Here is a 20,961-nt window from a genome sequence, read left to right as displayed (position 1 = left end):
TCAGCTCGTAACAGAGCTCGTGGGTATAGAAACGTAAAAACGTTTACCACCATGATTTACTTGTTAGGAGGCCGACTAAATCTGGAAATCAAAAGTGGCCTTACCCACTCGATTTAGCGAGGCGCCTAAAAAGTTTGATTGAGTTATTACTCCGATGTTTAAATGGTTGAATTCTTTCTCGTCAAAATGATGATTTTGGAGTACTTCAACCAATTTCAAGTTTGACTGCTTAAACACCGGAGCAATTAATTGCTATCTCTGCATTGGCCTTACTCTGAACCGATCCTTTCGTTGACCGCCAACATTGGGATCCATAAAAATGACCTCTTAATCCATATTTTCGGAACTGCGCTGAGAAATTTTAGGGTGAGAAACAAATTTTTCTAATTACATTGCGAAAGCATTCTATAGTTAAACATCTAAAATGGTCATGACCAGCAAAAACAAAAGCTGATCATGACCTTTTCACGTCGAAATAACATGCTACGCCGTCGCAAACTCAATAATCACCTGTTTCACGTCCCACAAATTCTCCAGTCTTTCTTTGGCTTCTTCCTTTATCGTCGCCGCGAATTGGTGGTCTTCAGGCAGATCCACTACCACGCGTACCACGCCTTCACTGATTTCAATTTCCTTGACCAGGTTTGTAGCCACCATGTCCAGACCCTTCATAGGGTTCATGACTCTTCTCAGTTTTTTTCGTACTATTTCCTCCGTTGTCGGTTCCAGATTGACGACCAAGCCATGCTTTTCTTCGTAATTCAAAATAGCGCTCCGCAGGCATTCCACCGCCAGTACCGAGCAGTGGGCTTTGATGGACGGAAGGCCGCCCAAGGCTGATGACGCCTCTTGCCAGTTGATGTGCTTCGCTTCCTCCAAAGTTTTGCCCTTGGCCATTTCCGTAATAATTGAGCCCGTCGCAATGTTGGAGGCGCAGCCATAGGATTCAAACTTGATGTCCGTGATTTTTTTAGTCTCATCGTCTACCTTGATAGTCACCGAGACCATGTCTCCGCATGCCGGGCTGCCTTCAGACGCTTTTCCGTCAGCATCCTCAATTCTCCCGACATTGCGCGGATTTTTAAAATGTTCCAAAACTGTATCATTATAAGGAAAAGCCATTTTACACGCCTCCCTGTTTGCCTAATGGACTGATTCTTCTCAGATTCTCAACAATATTTGCCAAAGTCTCCACCACCAGGTCAATTTCTTCCATAGTATTATACCTGCTAAAGGTAAAGCGAATGGACCCGTGGGCACGCTCGTGGTCCCCGCCTATGGCCATCATCACATGGCTGGCCTCAAGCGATCTGCTGAAGCAGGCGGAACCTGTACTCACCGCAATCCCGTACATGTCCAGGTGCAGGGTGATGGATTCGCCTTCCACATGGTGAAAGGAGAGATTGGCATTTTGGGGGATTCTCTTCTCCGGATCTCCGTTCAGCGTCACTAATGGGATTTTGGTGATGACCTGTTCAATGAGCCTGTCGCGCATAACCTTGAGGCGCGCATTTTCTTCCTCCGTCACCAGCGACACCGCTTTGGCAAACCCCACGGCGCCGGGAATATTTTCAATGCCCGCCCTCAGGTCGAATTCCTGAAAACCACCATCGGCAATTTTTTCTAGAGATGTCCCCCGCCGCACGTAAAGCCCGCCAATGCCCTTCGGACCGTGAATGGTGTGGGCGGAGACCGTGATCAGATCCACCTTGATGCGCCGGACATCCAGCGGCAGTCTGGTAAAGGTATGGGTGGCATCTGTGTGAAACAGCACATTTTTTTCACTGCAAAGTCTGCCGATGGTCTCAAGATCCTGCACCGTCCCAATCTCATGATTGGCATGCTGAACCGACACCAAGATGGTATCCGGTCTCAAAAGCGCCTCCAGCTGGTCAAGCTTCACAAAGCCAAGGTCGTCCACCTCCAGGTAATCCACCTCAAAGCCTTGTTTTTCGAGGGATCTTGCACTTTGAAGGACAGGAAAATCCTCAATTTTAGAGACAATGAGGTGCTTGCCTTTCTTATTTCCTAATGCCTTGGCAACACCTTTCAGCGCCAGATTACTGGACTCTGTGTTGCCAGACGTAAAGATAAATTCCTCAGGGGCCGCGCCCAAAGCACTGGCGATGCTGGCTCTGGCTTCCGCCAAAGTCTCTCTGGCCTCCAGACCCTGTGAATAGCCAAATTCAGATGTCGCCACCGCATAATTCTCAAAATAGCAGGGTTTCATAGCCTCAAACACGGCTTCATCCAGTCTCGTCGCCGCCGCGTTATCCATATAGATTATTTTTTGAGTCATAGTTTTCACCCTTAGATTAATAACGTAATGGCGGAGTCTCTGGCTTCCTGAATATAGGTCCCCACAGCGCCATAGAGGTCAATCAGATCTTCATTCAAGTCGCTTTTTTTCACGCCCATAATTTCCATAGTCATTTCACAGGCAATGACTTTGCCGCCAAGCTCTTTAAAGTCTGCCATTAGACGCTCTAATGAAGCGACATTGGCTTTATGCATCCTGTTTTTGATCATAGCCCTTCCAAGTCCAAAGAGATTCAGTTTTGACAGCGGCCCTTTGCTTAGGCCGCCTTTTTTCAGTCGCAAGAGTCCCCAGAAGGTAAAGTACAGGGAGACTTCCATGCCCATTGATAACGCCCCGTTCGCGACAATCAAGGCGCTGTACATTTTATCCAGATCTCCGCTGTGAACAATAATGGTCGCTTTTTCAGCCATAGTGACATCCCCTTTTCAGTACATCGGCTGAATTCACTTCTTATTTCTGCAGTTTGATGGTCCAAACCTCGCCCTGCTGCTCTTCGCTGATGATTTTTACTTTCAAGGCGTTGGCCGCCATTGGGATTTCTTTCAGAGAAGCCGGATGGGTTCCCATAATTTCAATGATATCCCCGTCGCTTGCTTTTCTGAGGGCTTTGCGCATTTCTACCAATGGAATCGGACACGTTTCACCTCTGACGTCCACCTTAATTTCTGACATCGACCAAACCCTCCTTTCGGTATGGATGGTTGAACAAATATGGCTGTATAAATTAAGTAAAGTTTGATCCACTTCAAGCGTGCTTTTGTCGACTTACTATTCATTAATTTATACCCAATTATATTCATATAAATTAGTATGGTTTAAATAAATTTGAAATGGCATGCTGGCGGTGGAAAGGACCAGGTTGGAAGGCGGTGTCAGGCACCGCCTTCCTTAAATTGGGTCGTTTTAGGGACACGGAAAAGAAGTCACCCACAAATTTATGCTAAATTTGCGGGCAACTTCTTTTTTCCGTACCTGGCACGTTTTTCGGAACGACAACATTAAATAAAGTTGAAAAGTCTGCAATCACACAGTTATAGCAAAAACAACTTCATCAATTTCAATCTTGGTGCCAGGTACGGGAGGGCTCGAAGTAAAAAGCCCACGCTCGGGAAACGAGCATGGGCTAAAGGATGGTGTTTCGCGAAATGGGCAAGTTGTTTGATTACATTGTTATTAGAAGGATCTTGGATCTCTGCCTTTCATGAGCTCTTCGAAGATCAGTTCGTGACCTAAGGTTGTTGGATGAGGATCAATCAGAACCGGCGGCATCATCATACCAGCATCCATCCAAGTAAGCCTGAATGCCACTGCATCCGGCTCTTTTCTGAAAGCGTTGGCGACATTGGCCAGCGAAGCTCTATTTTGAGTCATTCTCATGGCCATGTTCATTGGACGAACCAAAGCTTCATATCGGTTAAAGAGTGCTTCATTGTCTGCTTTTTCTATTGGATTGTACAGCGTCATGGCGATGATTTGGGTGTCTGGATTGAGTAATTCAATCCGATCCAGTATAGCTGGCCAATCTTCTAAAAATTGAGCGGTTCTGTCTTCGAGCATCCAGCCTAATGTTGCGGGATCAGAGCTCAAAGCTGATGTGGTGAATGCAAATAGTCTTGCATCCCAACCATATAATCCATCTTTACCAGCAGTAGCAATCGCACCAATTAAAGTCTCCATAGAAGATGTTGGACTAAGTCCATACAATTGAAAAACCGTTCCAATTACAGGCGTTAACAAATTGTTTCCGCCAATACTGATGGTAATGAGATCCGCTTGCGGAATTAGCGTAATAAGTTGCAATTGAAGTGCGTAATGCTGCGGATCAGACAAATCAAACTCGCCTTTGAGTGCTTTTAACAATTCCATACTATCCAACCCAGGCATCCCAAGATTGACTGCTCCACCTAGCCAAGCCTCATCTAACCCTAGTCTTTCTCCATCAAGATAGTCTGCATAAAGGTCAAAATAACTCATTCCAGGATCCGCACTGAGTCCAAAAGCTATCGAATCCCCAATATTCAAATACTTGAGCCCCGCTTCAGCTTCCGGCTTCTCTGCAAATGCCTGCATCGGCATCATAGTGAATACCAACATCAAGATCATCAGAACGGTAAGTAATCTCTTTTTCATGATTAATTTCCACCTCCAATTTATCTATAAACGCCAAATTGTCAACCCATGATTCATATGCATCCTCTGCCTCTCTTGTGATTCACATTAAAGGATGAAACTTGGTGTCTGACACCGAGTTTCTTTCTTCCAAAGGGGGTGAAACTTGGTGTCTGACACCGAGTTTCTTTCTTCCAAAGGGGGTGAAACTTGGTGTCTGACACCGAGTTTCTTTCTTCCAAAGGGGGTGAAACTTGGTGTCTGACACCAAGTTTCCACCGAGTTTCCACATGTTAATTATTCCCCAAAATGCATATTTTTAAACAGGTGAGAGGGGGGCGTTGGGTGACCATCGGCAGAAATGCACTAGGAGATTTTTAAAAATTCTTGCCTGCACCGCGCCACTTGTGGGTATGAATGGTCTCAAAGGATTTAAATCCTTACTTACTCACGAATCAAAGGAGGCCTACACATGAGCACTTTAATCGAGAAAGTTCCTGGATTATACAGCATTTATAAACTCAATCTCCTGAGGCAGACCCCCGGTGTGGTGTTTGACCTGTTTCCGCTGGACATCATTGACTCGAAAATCGGGTCGATTGACCGAGTTCTTCACGAAAAAGCCGCTGTTTCTCCCGGACCGGTCGGGGACGTGGCGCGGCCATGGTATATGCACCCATGTCAGGGAGACAATCTGATAGTTCTCAGCGGCACGCGGCACGTTGAAATTTTTACGCCGGCCCACGGGAAAATCGAAAGCTTCACGGTAACACCTCATGCCGTTTATAAAAACGGTGAACTCGTTTATGAGGGCGGCGCGCTGCTGGTCTGGCCACCCTATGTCTTCCACAGAATCGTCAGCGGCGAGGAGGGATCGGCGTCCATAAATATAGCGGAGCACTTTGAAGGCTTTGACATCGACACCAATTTCAGTATTTATGACCTTAACACCGAGACCGGGGAATACAAAGTCATCCGCAAGGGCTCTGACGACCAGATGAAGCCTGGGGATGTATAAAGATTAATTTTCGATCAGCCTCTGTCGGACAGCAGTGTCAGTTGGAGGCTGATGTTTTTTCCGCGCTGGTGGTGGTGCATTATAGGAACCATCGGCAGAATGCATTCGTCTAATCTGTTGTTGCCATTACTTATGTTTACCATACCTCGAAGGGAGCGTTCACCATGACGTCCAATAGATTTGTTTTTAAAGGCTTGAAAACCGGCACCCTACTTGCGGCCGCACTTCTCCTCTTCATCTTCGCCTTGGCTGGCTGTGCCAAGCCGCCAGAGCCGCCCGTGACCCCGCCTGAAGAGCCGCCCGTCGAAGTGGTCTTCGAGAAAGACTCCTTGTCCGCGCTGCTGCCTGCAGACATAGGCTACACCTGGATTTACAACGGCTTCGCGGAATACGGGCACACCATGACCCTGGATGCAATTATCGAATCCGAGGACAGCAGCGTCTATGAGATCTCAGGCGAAATGGCAGATATGTCCGGGGGCGAAGGCAACCTGGATGTGGCGCTGACCCTGAAGTACATTCTTAGCGGCAACTCGCTCGTCCAGGAGAAGACCGAAGAGATGATGCTGGACTCGAAATTCGACCAGCTGACGCTGATCAAGATGCCATTTGAAGTGGGCACCACTTGGACGGAAGACGTGGTTGATCCGGAAACCGGGGACGAGGTCACCTTGAACAGCACCATTGAAGCCGCTGAAATGGTGGACGGCGCTATGCAGTACACCGTTCGCTATATCGACGCAGCTTCGGACTATTACGAAGTCCGCGTGATTCGCGAGGGCGCGGGCGTCATCTCCGTCGAGAAGCTTCTCGAGCTGACCGGCGGCGACTTCCCGGCCTCCTACTTCCTGTTCATGGGCGGCATGCTGGAACAAGTCACTATGGATCTTTATTTCGCAACCCCTGATGCCGATGGTGTCCTGCCCGAACCCCGCACCGTCCTGGTCGCCGACGGCGCCGTCGCCAAAGCCGCAGTTCAGGAGCTGATCTGGGGACCTCAGAGTCCGGACCTTTATCCGACTATCCCTGAGGGCACACAGCTGCTGGGCATCACCATAGACAGCGGCATTTGCACCGTCGATTTTTCCCAGGAATTCCTGGACAACCATCCCGGCGGCAGCGCTGGCGAGCTGATGACCCTTGGCTCCATAGTCCAGACCCTCAAGCAGTTTGACGGTATTGACAAGGTGCAGATCCTGGTAGAGGGCCGAATTGGCGAGACACTGGGGCACGTGCTGCTGGATGAGCCGCTGGAGTAGGGCGTTGGCGCCAGGGAAAAAGGTGTCAGACACCATCTTCCATCATAATTTTGGAAGTTAGGGTCAATAGGCACAACCCCAGACACGTCCTTCCTCCCAATACTTCTGCCGATGGTCACTTTTCCGCAATTTTGTGGACGGGAGACCATCGGCAGAAGTTTTTTTGCGCTTGTCTTAAATTTGACGAAAACTTATCAAAGAATTTTCTCCTCCGTAACCTGAGTTACATCCTTTCCCCTCAAAACATGACACAATAAGCCCATGAGTTTCAAATACAAAAACTAAGCGCTTGAAAGCGCACACACCGAAAGGGGTATATTATGTCAATGTTTTGTTATCAATGCCAGGAAGCTTCAAAGGGTACAGGCTGTAACGTTGTCGGCATCTGCGGCAAGCAGCCGGAGACCGCGAACCTACAGGACCTTCTCATCTACACGGTCAAAGGAGTTTCTGATATTGTTGTTAAGGGTGGCCTCGACGCGAAGGACCTCGGCGAAGTCAACCATGAAGTTCTGAAGAGCTTGTTCATGACCATCACCAACGCCAATTTTGATGACGCGGCGTTTGTTAAAGAGATCAACAAGATGATTACCCTCAGAGACAACCTTAGAGCTATGGTCGTCGCTGGCCCTCCAGTCGTAGTCGGGTTCTTCAAGAAGCTCCTCGGCCTTGCACAAGAGACGCCGTCCAAAGGGATTCCGGTTTCCAGCCTTCATGACGCAGCAGTCTTCACCGTTGGCTCCAAGGCGGATATGCTAGCGAAAGCGTCTGGCGTTGGTGTCCTTGCAACTGAAAACGAAGATGTCCGTTCCCTTCGTGAGCTGATCATCTACGGCCTCAAGGGTTATGCTGCTTATGCGCACCATGCTCTCAACCTTGGCAAAGAGAGTGACGAGATCTATGTTTTTGTCTACGAGGCTTTGGCAGCAACTTTGAACGACGGCCTCGGCGCGGACGAGCTTGTAGCGCTGACCCTCAAAACCGGCGAATACGGCGTTAAAGCAATGGCTCTCCTGGACGGCGCAAACACCTCCAAGTATGGCAATCCTGAAATTACCCAGGTTAACATTGGCGTTAAAAAGAACCCTGCAATCCTGATTTCCGGCCACGACCTGGCAGACCTGGAGCAGCTCCTGGAGCAGACTAAAGGCACTGGCGTGGACGTTTACACCCACAGCGAAATGCTGCCGGCGCACTACTACCCGGCGTTCAAGAAATATGACAACTTCGCAGGCAACTATGGTAACGCTTGGTGGAAGCAACTCGAAGAGTTCCAGAGCTTCAACGGCCCGATCCTCTTTACCACGAACTGCATTGTGCCGCCTAAGAGCGACGCGGTCAAGAACAGAATCTTCACGACGGGCGCTTCCGGCTTCCCAGGCTGTACTCACATTGAAGCTGACAAGAATGGCAAGAAGGATTTCTCTGCTGTCATCGCTTTGGCTAAAACCCTTCCATCTCCGACTGAGATCGAGACTGGCACCATTGTTGGCGGCTTCGCTCACGAGCAGGTCTTTGCTCTGGCAGACAAAGTGGTCGACGCGGTCAAGTCCGGCGCGATCAAGAAGTTCTTCGTCATGGCAGGCTGCGACGGCCGCATGAAGGGCCGCGACTACTACTCAGAATTCGCGGAGAAGCTTCCAAAGGATACGGTCATCCTTACTGCGGGCTGCGCGAAGTACCGTTACAACAAGCTGCCGCTCGGCGACATTGGCGGCATTCCTAGAGTCCTCGATGCCGGTCAGTGCAACGACTCCTACTCTTTGGCCCTCATCGCGCTGAAGCTCAAGGAAGTCTTTGAGCTCAACGACATTAACGAGCTTCCGATTGCCTACAACATTGCCTGGTATGAGCAAAAGGCTGTCATCGTTCTCCTCGCCCTGCTCCACTTGGGTGTCAAGAACATCCACCTTGGACCAACGCTTCCAGCGTTCCTTTCTCCAAACGTGGCGAAAGTCCTTGTCGAGACCTTCGGCATTGGCGGTATTGCTACCGTAGACGAAGACATCAAGATGTTTATGGGTGCTTAGTTTATTGCGTAAAATTGAGTTGAGTGTCTGACACCGAACTTAGTTGAGTGACTGACACCGAACTTGATTGAGTGACTGACACCAAACTTGATTTGGTGCCAGAGCTTAGTGTAAATTTACACCACGCTTTAAGCGCAATCAGACAGCAAATTTCAGTTTATACACAAACAGCCTCTTCCTGCACTAACTTAGCGGGAAGAGGCTGTCCTTATTTTTTGCAGGGAATTATGAGGTAGTTAGGAATAGCAGTTCCCTTTACCTATTATCGCCCTTATTTATTCAATTCGTTCAGTCTTCAACCTGCTGCAAACTACTTAAAATGTAGCTCAATTCATTCTTGACCCTTTCAACCCGCGCGTCGTCTGCGGTTCCAAAGACGTACCCTACAACCTCATAAAGCGTCGTCGCCTCCCGAAAGACAGCAGCAACTTCCAAATAGTCTCCTCTTGGCCGGCGATCCCCTTCATTGAAAGCTTGACTCACATCTGTCACCCTCCACTCAACTGGAGTATTATCCAGGTTTTTCCCACCCGACGCCATAACAACAATTTGAAAACATTCCGATTCCGACAATTTTGTAGGCGTGATCATGATATTGTAACCATCCCAGTCAGGACCCTGCTTGCTCTTTTCAAGGGCATACTCTTCAACAGCCGTATAGTCATACGGGTTATCAGATTGGAAATGATAATTGGGCACTAGAATGTCCGTTTCTTTGAAATAGGATTTCAGCTCCATGATATGATCCAGGTCCTTGGACATAATGGTTTTTTCGATGGAAGCCTCTAGGATGGCTTTGACGCCAAAAACGCTAAGCACGAAGATCAAGATGAACAGCAAAAATGATTGCGTTTTTGTCTTCACCAGTCGTCCCACCTCCATGAGCGATTAAATATCTGACTACCTTATTATTTGTTAATTCTCGGCTTCTATCACTCCGTCCAAGAATCGTTAATTTAATAGAAAGTCCGCTTCTCCGGATCGTAAGCATTGTACTCCAGCAGCTTCTCCAATAGAAGTCTTGCTTCTGACTCACTGCGCTGCGGATAAACCACGAAATTCAGCGTGTCACTTTCTATAAAGTGATGATCCTCGTCAAAGAGAACGACAAATTCAGAAAAATCCTCATCCGGAAGCAAGACGCCAAATTCAAAGTAGTTCATGCCAAGTGACACATAGGCAGCGTCTCTGCCACTAAAATTATCCGCCAGATATCTATACGTTCTGCCCTCCGCTATCAGCACAACATTATGTTTGCTTGAGACTATCGGCAATCTGTTGTGTTTGGTCAAGGTGATTTCTAACGGCATGGTCTTATCTTCATGTGCGCCGCTCGTGTAATCAAAGATTTTAAAATCTTCCCTGATCACTTGTCTGGATGGCAGAATTAAAATAAAAAGGACCAGCGGCAGCACAAGCCAACTTCGTTTTCTAATTCGATCCCAAAGTGATGACACGCCACCCCTCATTCAGCTTCCCTCCAGCAAAATTAGCATTAAACCCGAGTCACCCAATCACAGCTTCTTCTCAATGTCCTCGATGCGCTTTTCAATGCTTTCAAATCTTTTTTGCTCTGCTTTGGATATTTGAAAAGCAGTGCATAGACCACATAGAGCACTGCGACCAATAAGATCGTATTGATGATTTGAACTATAAATGCAGTGTCAAAATTCAGCATGCCATCACCCCTTTTATGTTTTATTGCGCATAACGTCCGCCTACAAAGATCCTGCCATATTGGGCGGTGTTGGGCGGAAGGCGCGACCATCGGCGGAGTCTTGCACTTAAAGCTTTAAAGCGCTTTGCCGATGGTCACCAAACCAACCACCTTTCAATAACGATCAGACGGCGCTGAAGACAACGCTCTCACCGTATCCTTTAAAAAGCCTCTGCCAGCGACCCGACACAGACGGTGCCCGTCGTCATATTGTAAAAGTAGAGGGCATTCCCTGAAATCAGCACACTCTCCAAGCTCATCTGGTCGGACGTTTTGAACACCACGTCGCCATGGCGGTCGAGAATCACGCTTTTGTATTTTGTGGCCGGCTGATCCTCAAAGGTACACACCAGGAACGCAGTTTGATCTCCTTTTAGCTGAGCCTCAAGCAGCGGCGCGCCAGCCTGTATCGGTTTTCCTGCCTGATCGTAAAGCATTCGTGTCTGTGCGTCCTGCCAATAGACGAATCCGTTCAAGACCGTAAACCATTGAATGCTCTTTGGTGTTGTTAATGGAGATTTCAGCAGGGTTTCTTTGCGCTCTTTCAAATCGTAAAGATAGACGCTGCCGCCACTTTCGTAATAGATGGCCTCACCGTCCAGTTGGAAACCGAGCACTTCCCTGTCAACAACCCGGGCTGTGTCATTCGTCTGGAGATTCACCCTGTAAATGCCCGTCGTGCTGCCTGGCTTAGTCAGATCGAAGGCTAAGAGGTAGAGTTGATCTCCTGACTTATAGACACTGTCAGAACTTGTGCCGCCACTGCTTGCACCGTCCGCGTGCCACGCCCAGCCATAGAGGTAGTCTGGACTTCCGACTTTTTTCCAGTCGGTTGCTGATGTTTTTACCTCAAGATTGCCCCCGCTTGGGGCAGGACCGGTATAGGTTCTGACGCTGTCGTCCCCAAAGGCTTTTAAATAATAATAGCCGTCATTCAAAACGGCAGTCGTGCCATCTGCTTTTAAGCTGACGAGTACGTCAGAGCCCATAATCGCCCCGCCTTGGTGATAGGAGAGCAGCGGGTCGCCATTATTATCCTTCAGGCTCGCATGTACATAAGTGGTTCCGTCACCGTAAGACCAGATGGGCAGCTGATAAACCTGCCTTGAGCGGAGCGGCGCTGCCAATGGCGCCTGCATGATCCGTCCTTTCGTTCCCTGATAATAAATATGTTCAGTGGTGATCGCGATAGGCTTCTGCGGGCTGCCCTCTGCCGCTTCAGTCCAGTCGTCGGAAAGTTGGATTTGATTTAATTTAGGGTTACCGGACTTGATCATCAAGCCATTCTGAAGATCAAAACGGTAGTCCCATCCAAAGGCCTCTGCGCCAAATTTCCAGGTGATAGGGAAATAGGTGATGTTGCGAAATGAAAGCAAAGGATAGGGTTCCTTAGTTTGGTCAATTTTTTGTCCATTGATCTGGATAGGATAGGCAGGGATCACGGCCGTTTGGCTCCTGCTGTTTCTCACAGTCGTTATGTATGGCCTGTACGCCGCCGTGACGCCGGTCGCTTCAATCAAAAGACCATCTTTCTGACCTTTCCAGCGGGTTTCAAGCCCAAGGAAGCGGCAATCCGTATAAGTCATAGGAAAATAGGTGATGTCTTTATAGACTATCACAGGGTACTGACTGAAGGCCGGGTCCATGACTTCTCCATTTAGCGTGACCTTGAAGGCTGGGAGGGACACACGAACTGTGCTGCCAGCCTGGGCGCTGAAGGTTGGGAGCGTCATCATCATGGACATTGTCAGTAGAATCAAAAGCAGTAATTGGCGTATCGAAGCTGCGATCCCTTTTTTCATATTCTGAAATAAAGGGTTTAACGCGCTGCGCGGGTTCAAACAAATCCCTCCAAACAATATATTCAGTTTGAAAATCGATTAAATTCTCTCTTACAGAAACGGATTCCCGGCAATCATAGATAGAAAAAATAATAGAATTAGGACCGCAATCGCTATGATGATCCATCTTAAAGTCTTGTTACTCATAATGTCCTCCTTCAAAGATGCCGCCAGCTTTGGCGGTGGTGGGTGGAAGGCGCGACCATCGGCAGAGTTTTGCGCTTAAAGCCTTAAAGCGTTTTGCATGTGGTCACCCATCCTCACAAACAACAGCATAATCCAACCTTTGCTGAGTCGAGTTGCCGCTTGAGGAAACTTACCATGTTAAATACACAGATTCTTCCTCAATTATATCACATTGTAAAATTAAGTGTTTGTGTGGGAAAGATGACCATCGGCACACCATTTTCATACCTCGATTATATGCCGATGGTCGTTTCTACAGCAATTCGCCCTCATTCTAACGGTTTACCTGAAACATGATGTCATAGCAATTAACTTCAAAACAATTGTTCTGAATCCTAATCCACAATTGTTATAATGCGTTCTGTATCAGGCGCGATTTTGAATCTACCTATAACCGTTTTACCATCCGATTCATACAGAGGTATAAACCTAGTGTTTTTATCAATTGTTGATTTGGCTGCTTCTTCTGGCGATTTGGCCGCGCCTGAATTTAGATCGCTGCTCTTAACATAGCCAACCATCCCGCCAACGCCTTCCGCTAACACCAGATCAGGTTCATCCTCTAAACTTTCTGCATATGCAGATGAACCAAAAGTTTCACCTGCAGCATTTATTTGAATTGACCGTGAAGGCGATTTAAATTGTGCATTTGGGCTCGCAGAATACAAACCAGCTGAATAATCGGAAAAATTTCCCCAATATTCTGTAGCCGCAAAAACACTCATCGAACCGAGTATCACAATCACAAGCACAATTCCAAAAATCCGAGATGATAACTTCACTTTAAATCCCTCCTTGTAATTTTAAATATCATAAGCAAGAGCGGTGTTTCGGAATGATAGCCAGTAGGATGTCTGGTTTTAGTGTTTACGTGGCACTAGATTGTCCACCTCCATTCCCAACTTCTCCTTTCATATAAATAAAACGATGACAGCAGCGTGAATGTTACAGATTATCGAAATGTTTTGAAACAAAAAATAAAATATAGGGTCAGGTACAGAGTTTATCTCTGTACCTGACCCCAACTTCATCTCTGTACCAGACCTTAGTATAAATTTACACAAATTCTTTAAACGACCTATTCTACTAGCCCTCGTACTGCCCCATCCCCCGGTACTTGTCATACCTTGCTTCGAGGAGGGTCTCCAGCGGCATCGCTCTCAACTCACCTAAGGTTTGCTTAATCCACTTCCCAGCCGCCTCAACGGTCTCAGCCTGATGACGGTGGGCTCCGCCGAGGGGCTCTTCTATAATGGCATCAATAACGCCCAGGGCCTCAATGTCCCTGGCGGTCATTTTCATAACGGCTGCAGCCTCGCTTGCCTTGGTCGCGTCCTTCCACAAAATGCTGGAAAGGCCTTCCGGCGAGATCACGGAGTAAACTGCGCTGGACAGCATAGCGACCCGGTCAGCCACACCTATGCCAAGGGCGCCGCCGCTTCCGCCTTCCCCAATAACCACAGAGATGACCGGGACTTTGAGCCCCGCCATGGCGATCAGGTTGCTTGCAATGGCATGTCCCTGGCCCCGTTCCTCGGCACCCAGGCCGCAGTAGGCGCCTGCGGTATCTATGAAGGTGACCACAGGCCGCCCAAACTTCTCTGCCTGCTGCATGAGTCGAAGGGCTTTGCGGTAACCCTCTGGATGAGGCATCCCGAAATTCCGGCGGATGTTCTCCAGGGTGTCCCGGCCCTTCTGATGGCCCAAAACCGTGACCGGCACGCCGTCCAGTAGGGCAAGGCCGCCAACCATGGCGGGATCATCGCTGTAAGCCCGGTCGCCTTTGAGTTCCATGAAGTCGTCGAAGATGCCATCGATGAAGTCCAGGGTGGTCGGCCTTCCCGGATGGCGGGCGAGGCGGACACAGTCCCAGGCAGACAGGCCGCTGAAGGTCTCGCGCCTGAGCTCAGACACCTTGTCTTCGAGCTTGCGGACTTCCGCACTGAGATCCAGGTCGTTATCCTCAGCAAATTGACGCAGCCCCTGGATCTTCTCCTCCAGCTCAAAGATGGGCTTTTCGAAATCCAGCTTATGAGACATGGGCTTCACCTCCCTGAAGGTTTACGGCTGTGTCTGTAGTTGTGGCTGAAACTGTAGCCGCGGCTTCTGCCAACGCCGGCGCGAATCCGTGCAGCCTCAGGAGCTTCGCGAGGACCGCCTTCATCTCCGCACGGTGAACGATTCGGTCGACGAAGCCCTTTTCCACCAGAAATTCTGCTCTTTGGAAACCATCGGGCAGGCTTTGGCGGATAGTTTGCTCGATCACGCGCTGGCCCGCGAAGCCTATGAGCGCGCCCGGCTCTGCCAGGATCACGTCCCCCAGCATGGCGTAGCTGGCCGTCACGCCGCCGGTGGTCGGGTCCGTGAGGACCGCAATATAAGGAAGACCCTCTGCCGATAGTCTCCCAAGCGCCGCCGACGTCTTAGCCATCTGCATCAGGGAAAGAATCCCCTCCTGCATGCGGGCACCGCCGGAGGCACAAAAGCCTATGACAGGCAGACGGTTCTCTATGGCGGTCTCAATGAGGCGCGTAATCCGCTCCCCAGCAGCACTGCCAAGGCTGCCCATCATGAAGTCGGGCTCCATGATGAAAAGCGCCGCCGGAATACCATTGATACGACCAGTGACCGTCAGGACGGCATCCCCAGCTTCCGACTGTATCATGGCTTTATCCAGCTTTTCCTTGTAACCGGGAAAAGCAAGGGGATCTATCGAGGTGACCTCTTTGGCTATGGGACTGAAGGTGCCTTGATCCACAAGATGAGCGACGCGTTCTTTACTGTTGATTCTGCCGTGCTTGCCGCACTGGTCGCAGACCTTGAAACTGCGCTCCCAGCGCTGTTTTGAGTGGATCGCGCCGCAGCCCGGGCATGCGGCTTCATCGGGGCCTGGAGCCTTTGGTGCAGCCGTCACGTTTTGAGCTGTTTTTACTTCACCGGAGTTGACTTCAGGCTTAACCGCCGGCGTCGACAGACTCTGCTTCAGACCCGCCGCTTCTCTTAACGCTGCAGCCTCTTTGACGTCCTGATTGGACAGCTCCAGTCTGACCCACTTCTTTCTTTTGAGAAAATCGAGCTTCATAGTTAAGCTCCTTTCAATTTCTGGTTCATGGTGAGGATGAGGTCATCCAAACTGGCCTCCAGAGTGCCGGTATGAAAATCTCCTGACTGGAAGTCCTCCAGCTCAATGAGACTTTTTTGAAATTCCAAATTGGTCTTAAGTCCAGAAATGATGGTTTCATCTAAAACCCGCTTCATGCGGTTCAGCGCCTCTGCCCGAGTTTCACCCCAGACAATGATCTTGCCCAGCATGGAATCATAGCAGTGGGGCACTTTGTAATCCTGGTAGATGAAGAAGTCGTTGCGCACTCCAAAGCCGCCCGCCAGATGCAGGGCTTCCACGGTTCCCGCCGCAGGGCGGAACTGCATAGCCGGATCCTCTGCGTTGATGCGGCACTCCACAGCGTGCCCTTGAATGCGTACATCTTCTTGTCTCAGGCTCAACATCTCTCCCCCGGCCACTCGGATCTGGGTCTGAATCAGGTCTATGCCGGTGACCATTTCCGTCACTGGGTGCTCTACCTGGATCCGGGTGTTCATTTCCATGAAGTAAAACTCACCCGTACTATCTAATAAAAATTCAATAGTGCCGGCACCTATGTACTGGACGGCCCTCGCGGCGTCCGCAGCAGCCTTGTAGAGGCCTTGGCGCTGCGCTTCGGTCAGTGCCGGACAAGGAGATTCCTCAATGACTTTCTGATTGCGCCTTTGAAGGCTGCAGTCCCGCTCACCCAGCGTGAGAACATTGCCGTGGGTATCCGCCATGATCTGGACCTCCACATGGCGAGGCTTCACAATTCTTCGCTCGAGATAAACCCTGTCATCTCCAAAAGCCGCTTTGGCTTCGGATCTGGCGGTCTGCCAGGCGTTTTCAAGCATTTCCGGTGAATCGACCACCCGCATGCCTCTGCCGCCGCCGCCGCTAGCCGCTTTGACCATCAGGGGGTAGCCAATTCTCTCTGCTTCGGCACGTAAGGTTTCAAGATCGTCCACCGCGCCCTCGGTGCCTGGTACGACAGGGACGCCGGCCTTTTGCATGACTTCTCTGGCTTTCGCCTTGTCACCCATCATTCGGATGTGCTGCGCTTCGGGGCCTATGAAGATGAGGCCGGCGGCGCGGCAGCCATCGGCAAAATCAGCGTTTTCTGAGAGGAAGCCGTAGCCCGGGTGAATGGCGTCAGCACCAGTGGCCTTGGCGGCCTGGATCAAGGCATTGATGTTTAAGTAGCTGAGCCTCGCACTGGCGGGACCTATGCAGAAGTCCTCATCTGCCAGCAGGACCGGGAGGGACTCGCGATCCGCCTCAGAATACGCCGCCACCGACTGAATTCCCAGCTCCCGGCAGGCGCGAATGACCCGCACCGCGATTTCACCGCGATTCGCGATTAAGATTTTCTTGATCATCCGTTCCTCCTGATGCTGAAGAGCGGCTGGCCGTACTCGACAATGTCTTCCGGCTTGGCCAGGATCTGCTCAACGACGCCATCCCACTCCGCCTGGATCTCGTTCATGACCTTCATGGCTTCGACTATGCAGAGGGTTTGGCCTTTTTTCACGACTTGTCCAATTGTGACAAACGGTGCTGCGTCCGGTGCCGGCGCGGCGTAGAAGACACCCACCAGCGGCGCCTTGATCAGGTCTGCGGGTGATGAGACTGGGACAGGTGTAGGCGCAGGCGCAGAAGCTTGGAAAGCAGCAGCCGGTGTAACTGCGGCTACTGGCATGATTTCATTGACAGCTGCAGCCTGTGGCGTCAACTGCGGGTGGAGGTTAATAGGTCTCTCGACAGCAACCAGCTGCTCAGACTGCCGTTCGAGCACAAGGCTGATGCCATCTTTGGAATAGGCCATTCTGGTCAAATCAGTCGCGTTAAAGGCTTGAAGCAATATTTCAATCTCACGAATTTCCATTTAGTACCTCCTACTAATAACAGATGTTGTTATCAACCAATATAGCATGAACTACCCCCGATTACAATGCATATTTGTATGCAATGCCGCCTGGCGGAAAAACCCAGTTCCATGTGTTAGGGGATTGAGATTAACGACCATCGGCAAAAAAAGAACAGCTCTGGCACCCAATTGAAGTTGGTGACTGGCACTCACTCAACTTCGGGGACAGACACTCACTACAATTCAGACACAATTCAGTCCAGGCACTCTTATCAACAATCTTTCAAAAAAAGCTTTGGCCGATGGTCGTTTGAAGTCAAATCTGACATTCAAATAACCATCGGCCATATTTTTTACAGCGACACCTAACCGTGACCAGCGCTTACCGCTCCCGGATCAACCCATCCCGGTAAGCCTGCAGCAAAGCTTTCAGCGCCTCAATATCCCTCTTGAGGACCGCCCCATTGTCCGTGTCCCCCACCAGCATCCGCGCCTGATTCTTCTCAATGAACACGCTGGTCGGCAAAATGTCCAGATCCTCCCGGATCGCCCGGTCCTTAGACTCAAAGGGCTCATGGGACACGAGGTGCATCCCCTGGGAATTGAAGATCAGCGTGTAGCCGGCGATCCCAGTAACCTTCTGGTAGGCCTTGGAAAGTCCCCCATCAATGGTGATCAGCTTGCCGCCGGCCTTGATGGGCATCTCCCCCTTGACCACCTTCACAGGAACGTGACCGTTGATGATGTGGCTGGTCTCCGCGTTCAGCCCGAATTCACTCAGAATGCGGACGCAGACGTCCTCCGCCTCACGGAAAGCATAATAGTGATTCTTCACTTCCTTGTGGGTCTCCTTGGCTTCAATAAAATAGCGCTCAAAAGTCGCCATCTTGCTTTTTCCAAACAGCGGTGATTTTTCACCGCACCACAAATACCAGACCACGTCCAGGGCTTGGGACTTCTCGTCCGGATCCTGGGCGTAGTAGGCCCGGCGGACGCAGTCATCGAAGCCATCCAGCAGGGCTTTGCCCTTTAAGGACTGCCCACAGAGCTCGAAGGTCTCAAACTCTCCGGTCGAGGTCAGCGGAATCCCGCCATGATAGAGCAGATTCCCGTTGAACACCTTGTACATGCCGCCCTTGTCCACCAGAAACCGGATGTGCTTCTGCAGATCCGTAGCATGTTTGAAGGACAGCCTTAGCTTCTCCACCACATCCAGTTCTTCGGCAGAAAGCTCGTAGGGCTTCAGGGGATCCAAAGTCGGAAAATCCATATCCAGGAGCGGGTAGCCCACGCCGTCGATCTCGACTGTCCCCGCCGCCAAATCAATTTTCTCAAGAAGCCGCCTGTGGTCCAGCCCCAGCTCAGGACGCCGCAGCGCCAGCTGCCCCTCCAGCTTCATCTGGATGACGGCAATGGCCTTCTGCATTCTGGACAGCAGCGCCAGGTCCGTCTCCCCAAGGCTCTCCTCCTTGCTTCGAACCTGAAAGGTTGGCGCGTAGCCGCCGGCGTACTTGTCCAGCGCCAGCCTCACCAGGGGCGACAGGTTGAGGCCATAGCCCTCCTGCAGCGTTTCCAGGTTCGCGTAGCGCAGCGACACCCGGATCGCGTCCGCCATGCAGACGTCCGACCCGCAGGCCGCCCCAATCCACAGCACATCGTGGTTTCCCCACTGGATGTCCACCGAGTGATGGCGCCTCAGGGTATCCATGATCAGATGCGCCCCTTTGCCCCGGTCATAGATGTCACCTATAATATGAAGGTGATCCACCACCAGCTTCCGGATCAGCTCCGCGATCGCCACAATGAAATCCTCCGCCCGCCCAATGGCCGTCAGGCTGTCCAGGATCCCATGGTAATAGCCATGCTTCATGGTATCGTGCTCATTTTCGTGGAGGAGCTCCTCAATGATGTATTGAAACTCCGCCGGAATCGCCTTTCTCACCTTGGACCGCGTGTATTTATACGCCGCCTGCCGGCAGAGCCGCACCAGCTGCAGCATCATGGCTTCGTGCCACGCCGCCATAGCCTCAGCCTGCCGCGCACCCCGCTCCAGCTCAAGCTTCTCCCGGGGGTAGTACACCAGCGTCGCCAGGGATTTCTTCTCCGCTTCGGACAGAGTCTGCCCAAAAACATCATCTATCTTCCGCTTGACCACCCCCGACGCGTTGCGCATGACGTGATCAAAGGCCTCGTGCTCCCCGTGGATGTCCGCCAAAAAGTGCTCCGTCCCCTTGGGCAGCAGCACAATGGCGCTCAAATTCACGATTTCCGTGCTGACCGCATCCACCGACGGGTATTGCTTGGACAGCAGCTTTAGATAGTCCAAATCATAGGGCATGAAGACACCTCCAAATTAATACAATCACCAGTTATAAATACCCTGCCGATGGTCCCCATCCCCAAAAACATGAAACCGGGGGTCAATAGGCACAGCCGCAGACACCGAGTTTCACCTTTCCCCAAAATCAGAAAAAAGGGCATCAAAAACCATCCGGCTTCTGATCCCCGCTTCCACACTGAAATCTATTAGTGCCCACAGCCACAGCCGCCGCAGCCGCCACCGCAGCCCGAACCGGCTTTTTTCGCCTTTTCGACGGGTACTACCGGCTCGACGAGATAACCGTTACTGACAAATTCAATCTTGATATCGCCCAGATCACGGAAAAGCTCTTTATCTATGACAAAGTTGACCTCACCCAGCTTGTGTTTAAAATCCGTCTCTTTGACCTCATCCAGCGCCAGGCCCAGGGACTGTCCGCTGCAGCCGTTACGCTCCGCATAGATCCTGATATTCCGGGGTCCTTCCTGCGCCTCAACGACTTTGGCAATCTCCGCGAGGGTTTCCGGATTGGTTTCTACTCTTAACATGTGGCGCCTCCTATTCTACCTTCTAGCCTTCATCAAATTATTGGACTATAATTAAAAGAAAAAACTGTCCGAAGGGCTCGTAAGAGACCTTCAGACAGTTTACCTTTAAATCTTACGCCTTAATTCTTAGTGGCAACCGCTGCAGCTGCCGCAATCAGACTCATTTTGCTCAGCAGGCGCGACGTGGTAGCCGTTGCCTACGAACTCGACTTTAATGTCGCCAAATGATTCATAAAGCTCAGATTCCATTACAAAACTTACTGCGTTGCTATTGTCCACAACGTCCGTATCCTTCAGCTCATCCAGAGCCAAACCGAGTGACGGGCCGCCTCAGCCATAGCCTGCGACGAAAATGCGCACGTTGCTTGGAGCGCCTTGCTGAGAATCCAGGACTTTTTTGATCTCGTCGATCGTCGCCTGGTTCGTTTGAATTTTCATGCTAAATCCTCCATTTCATGTTCGAATGCCGACCGTGATGTCGTTCTTCCAATAATACTTTTCTATGATCATAACGGAATGCATTAGATTTGTCTATCACCAAAGTCATTATACAACACATCCAGTGAAATGAAAACAGTTTTCAGTTGAATTTTATCTTTTTTTAATGATTTTTTTGCCGATGGTTTTTGACCCCCCCTCCCCACTCCACAGCGCAAACGCT

General features: G+C 50.4%; 20 protein-coding genes. 3 read left to right on the top strand and 17 right to left on the bottom strand.

Features of this window, described 5'->3' with window-relative positions; genetic code table 11:
* Positions 1 to 483: 483 nt before the first annotated feature.
* The 5 genes from OEL90_RS09450 to OEL90_RS09430 form a co-directional block, all read right to left on the bottom strand.
* Positions 484 to 1,122 carry an iron-sulfur cluster assembly scaffold protein gene (locus tag OEL90_RS09450; RefSeq protein ID WP_300688180.1) on the bottom strand — a complete coding sequence of 213 codons (639 nt, stop codon included), beginning with the start codon at positions 1,120 to 1,122 and terminating at the stop codon, positions 484 to 486.
* A 1-nt stretch (position 1,123) separates the two neighbouring features.
* Positions 1,124 to 2,299, bottom strand: a complete 1,176-nt coding sequence (locus OEL90_RS09445) for a cysteine desulfurase family protein (RefSeq protein WP_300688177.1) — start codon at positions 2,297 to 2,299, stop codon at positions 1,124 to 1,126.
* Positions 2,300 to 2,310: 11 nt separating this feature from the next.
* Positions 2,311 to 2,730, bottom strand: a complete 420-nt coding sequence (locus OEL90_RS09440; RefSeq protein ID WP_291401497.1) for a DsrE/DsrF/DrsH-like family protein — start codon at positions 2,728 to 2,730, stop codon at positions 2,311 to 2,313.
* 40 nt (positions 2,731 to 2,770) lie between these two features.
* A complete protein-coding gene (locus OEL90_RS09435; protein ID WP_291401495.1) occupies positions 2,771 to 2,992 on the bottom strand; it encodes a sulfurtransferase TusA family protein in 222 nt (73 codons plus the stop codon).
* Between the two features lie 501 nt (positions 2,993 to 3,493).
* A complete protein-coding gene (locus OEL90_RS09430) occupies positions 3,494 to 4,450 on the bottom strand; it encodes an SGNH/GDSL hydrolase family protein (protein WP_291401492.1) in 957 nt (318 codons plus the stop codon).
* A 451-nt stretch (positions 4,451 to 4,901) separates the two neighbouring features.
* Between OEL90_RS09430 and OEL90_RS09425 the strand changes: the two genes are divergently transcribed.
* From OEL90_RS09425 to hcp, 3 genes are all read left to right on the top strand, one after another.
* Positions 4,902 to 5,447 carry a hypothetical protein gene (locus OEL90_RS09425; protein ID WP_291401490.1) on the top strand — a complete coding sequence of 182 codons (546 nt, stop codon included), beginning with the start codon at positions 4,902 to 4,904 and terminating at the stop codon, positions 5,445 to 5,447.
* 164 nt (positions 5,448 to 5,611) lie between these two features.
* Complete coding sequence (locus OEL90_RS09420; protein WP_291401488.1) at positions 5,612 to 6,706, top strand: GerMN domain-containing protein; 1,095 nt, start codon at positions 5,612 to 5,614, stop codon at positions 6,704 to 6,706.
* A gap of 320 nt (positions 6,707 to 7,026) precedes the next feature.
* Complete coding sequence (gene hcp, locus OEL90_RS09415; RefSeq protein WP_291401486.1) at positions 7,027 to 8,736, top strand: hydroxylamine reductase; 1,710 nt, start codon at positions 7,027 to 7,029, stop codon at positions 8,734 to 8,736.
* Positions 8,737 to 9,024: 288 nt separating this feature from the next.
* On the opposite strand, the gene OEL90_RS09410 is transcribed toward hcp, so the two are convergent.
* The 12 genes from OEL90_RS09410 to OEL90_RS09355 form a co-directional block, all read right to left on the bottom strand.
* On the bottom strand, positions 9,025 to 9,600 hold the full coding sequence (locus OEL90_RS09410) for a hypothetical protein (protein WP_291401484.1): 576 nt from the start codon (positions 9,598 to 9,600) through the stop codon (positions 9,025 to 9,027).
* A gap of 92 nt (positions 9,601 to 9,692) precedes the next feature.
* On the bottom strand, positions 9,693 to 10,193 hold the full coding sequence (locus OEL90_RS09405; protein ID WP_300688169.1) for a hypothetical protein: 501 nt from the start codon (positions 10,191 to 10,193) through the stop codon (positions 9,693 to 9,695).
* A 38-nt stretch (positions 10,194 to 10,231) separates the two neighbouring features.
* Positions 10,232 to 10,414 (bottom strand): hypothetical protein, encoded by a 183-nt coding sequence (locus OEL90_RS09400; protein ID WP_291401480.1) that lies wholly within the window; start codon positions 10,412 to 10,414, stop codon positions 10,232 to 10,234.
* A gap of 200 nt (positions 10,415 to 10,614) precedes the next feature.
* Entirely contained in the window at positions 10,615 to 12,294 is a 1,680-nt protein-coding gene (locus OEL90_RS09395) for a hypothetical protein (RefSeq protein WP_300688165.1), read from the bottom strand.
* Between the two features lie 521 nt (positions 12,295 to 12,815).
* Positions 12,816 to 13,262, bottom strand: coding sequence for a hypothetical protein (locus OEL90_RS09390; RefSeq protein ID WP_291401476.1), 447 nt, complete (start codon positions 13,260 to 13,262; stop codon positions 12,816 to 12,818).
* Between the two features lie 304 nt (positions 13,263 to 13,566).
* Positions 13,567 to 14,520 carry an acetyl-CoA carboxylase carboxyltransferase subunit alpha gene (locus OEL90_RS09385; RefSeq protein ID WP_300688162.1) on the bottom strand — a complete coding sequence of 318 codons (954 nt, stop codon included), beginning with the start codon at positions 14,518 to 14,520 and terminating at the stop codon, positions 13,567 to 13,569.
* Positions 14,510 to 15,562 (bottom strand): acetyl-CoA carboxylase, carboxyltransferase subunit beta, encoded by a 1,053-nt coding sequence (gene accD / locus OEL90_RS09380; RefSeq protein ID WP_300688159.1) that lies wholly within the window; start codon positions 15,560 to 15,562, stop codon positions 14,510 to 14,512. Before accD ends, OEL90_RS09385 begins: the two co-directional genes overlap by 11 nt.
* Positions 15,563 to 15,564: 2 nt before the next feature.
* Positions 15,565 to 16,944: an acetyl-CoA carboxylase biotin carboxylase subunit gene (gene accC / locus OEL90_RS09375; protein ID WP_291401470.1), complete on the bottom strand. Its 1,380-nt coding sequence runs from the start codon at positions 16,942 to 16,944 to the stop codon at positions 15,565 to 15,567.
* Positions 16,941 to 17,450: an acetyl-CoA carboxylase biotin carboxyl carrier protein gene (gene accB, locus OEL90_RS09370; protein ID WP_300688155.1), complete on the bottom strand. Its 510-nt coding sequence runs from the start codon at positions 17,448 to 17,450 to the stop codon at positions 16,941 to 16,943. The genes accC and accB overlap by 4 nt, the downstream gene beginning before the upstream one ends.
* A gap of 364 nt (positions 17,451 to 17,814) precedes the next feature.
* Positions 17,815 to 19,770: a fructose-1,6-bisphosphatase gene (locus OEL90_RS09365; RefSeq protein ID WP_300688152.1), complete on the bottom strand. Its 1,956-nt coding sequence runs from the start codon at positions 19,768 to 19,770 to the stop codon at positions 17,815 to 17,817.
* A 188-nt stretch (positions 19,771 to 19,958) separates the two neighbouring features.
* Complete coding sequence (locus OEL90_RS09360) at positions 19,959 to 20,300, bottom strand: Fe-S cluster assembly protein HesB (RefSeq protein WP_300688149.1); 342 nt, start codon at positions 20,298 to 20,300, stop codon at positions 19,959 to 19,961.
* 126 nt (positions 20,301 to 20,426) lie between these two features.
* Positions 20,427 to 20,612, bottom strand: a complete 186-nt coding sequence (locus tag OEL90_RS09355; RefSeq protein WP_291401462.1) for a hypothetical protein — start codon at positions 20,610 to 20,612, stop codon at positions 20,427 to 20,429.
* Between the last annotated feature and the right edge of the window lie 349 nt (positions 20,613 to 20,961).

The sequence above is a fragment of the Acidaminobacter sp. genome (assembly GCF_030247605.1).
GTDB lineage: Bacteria > Bacillota > Clostridia > Peptostreptococcales > Acidaminobacteraceae > Acidaminobacter.
Note: the sequence above shows the minus strand (reverse complement) of the source record. Positions and strands in the feature narration are given on the sequence as shown.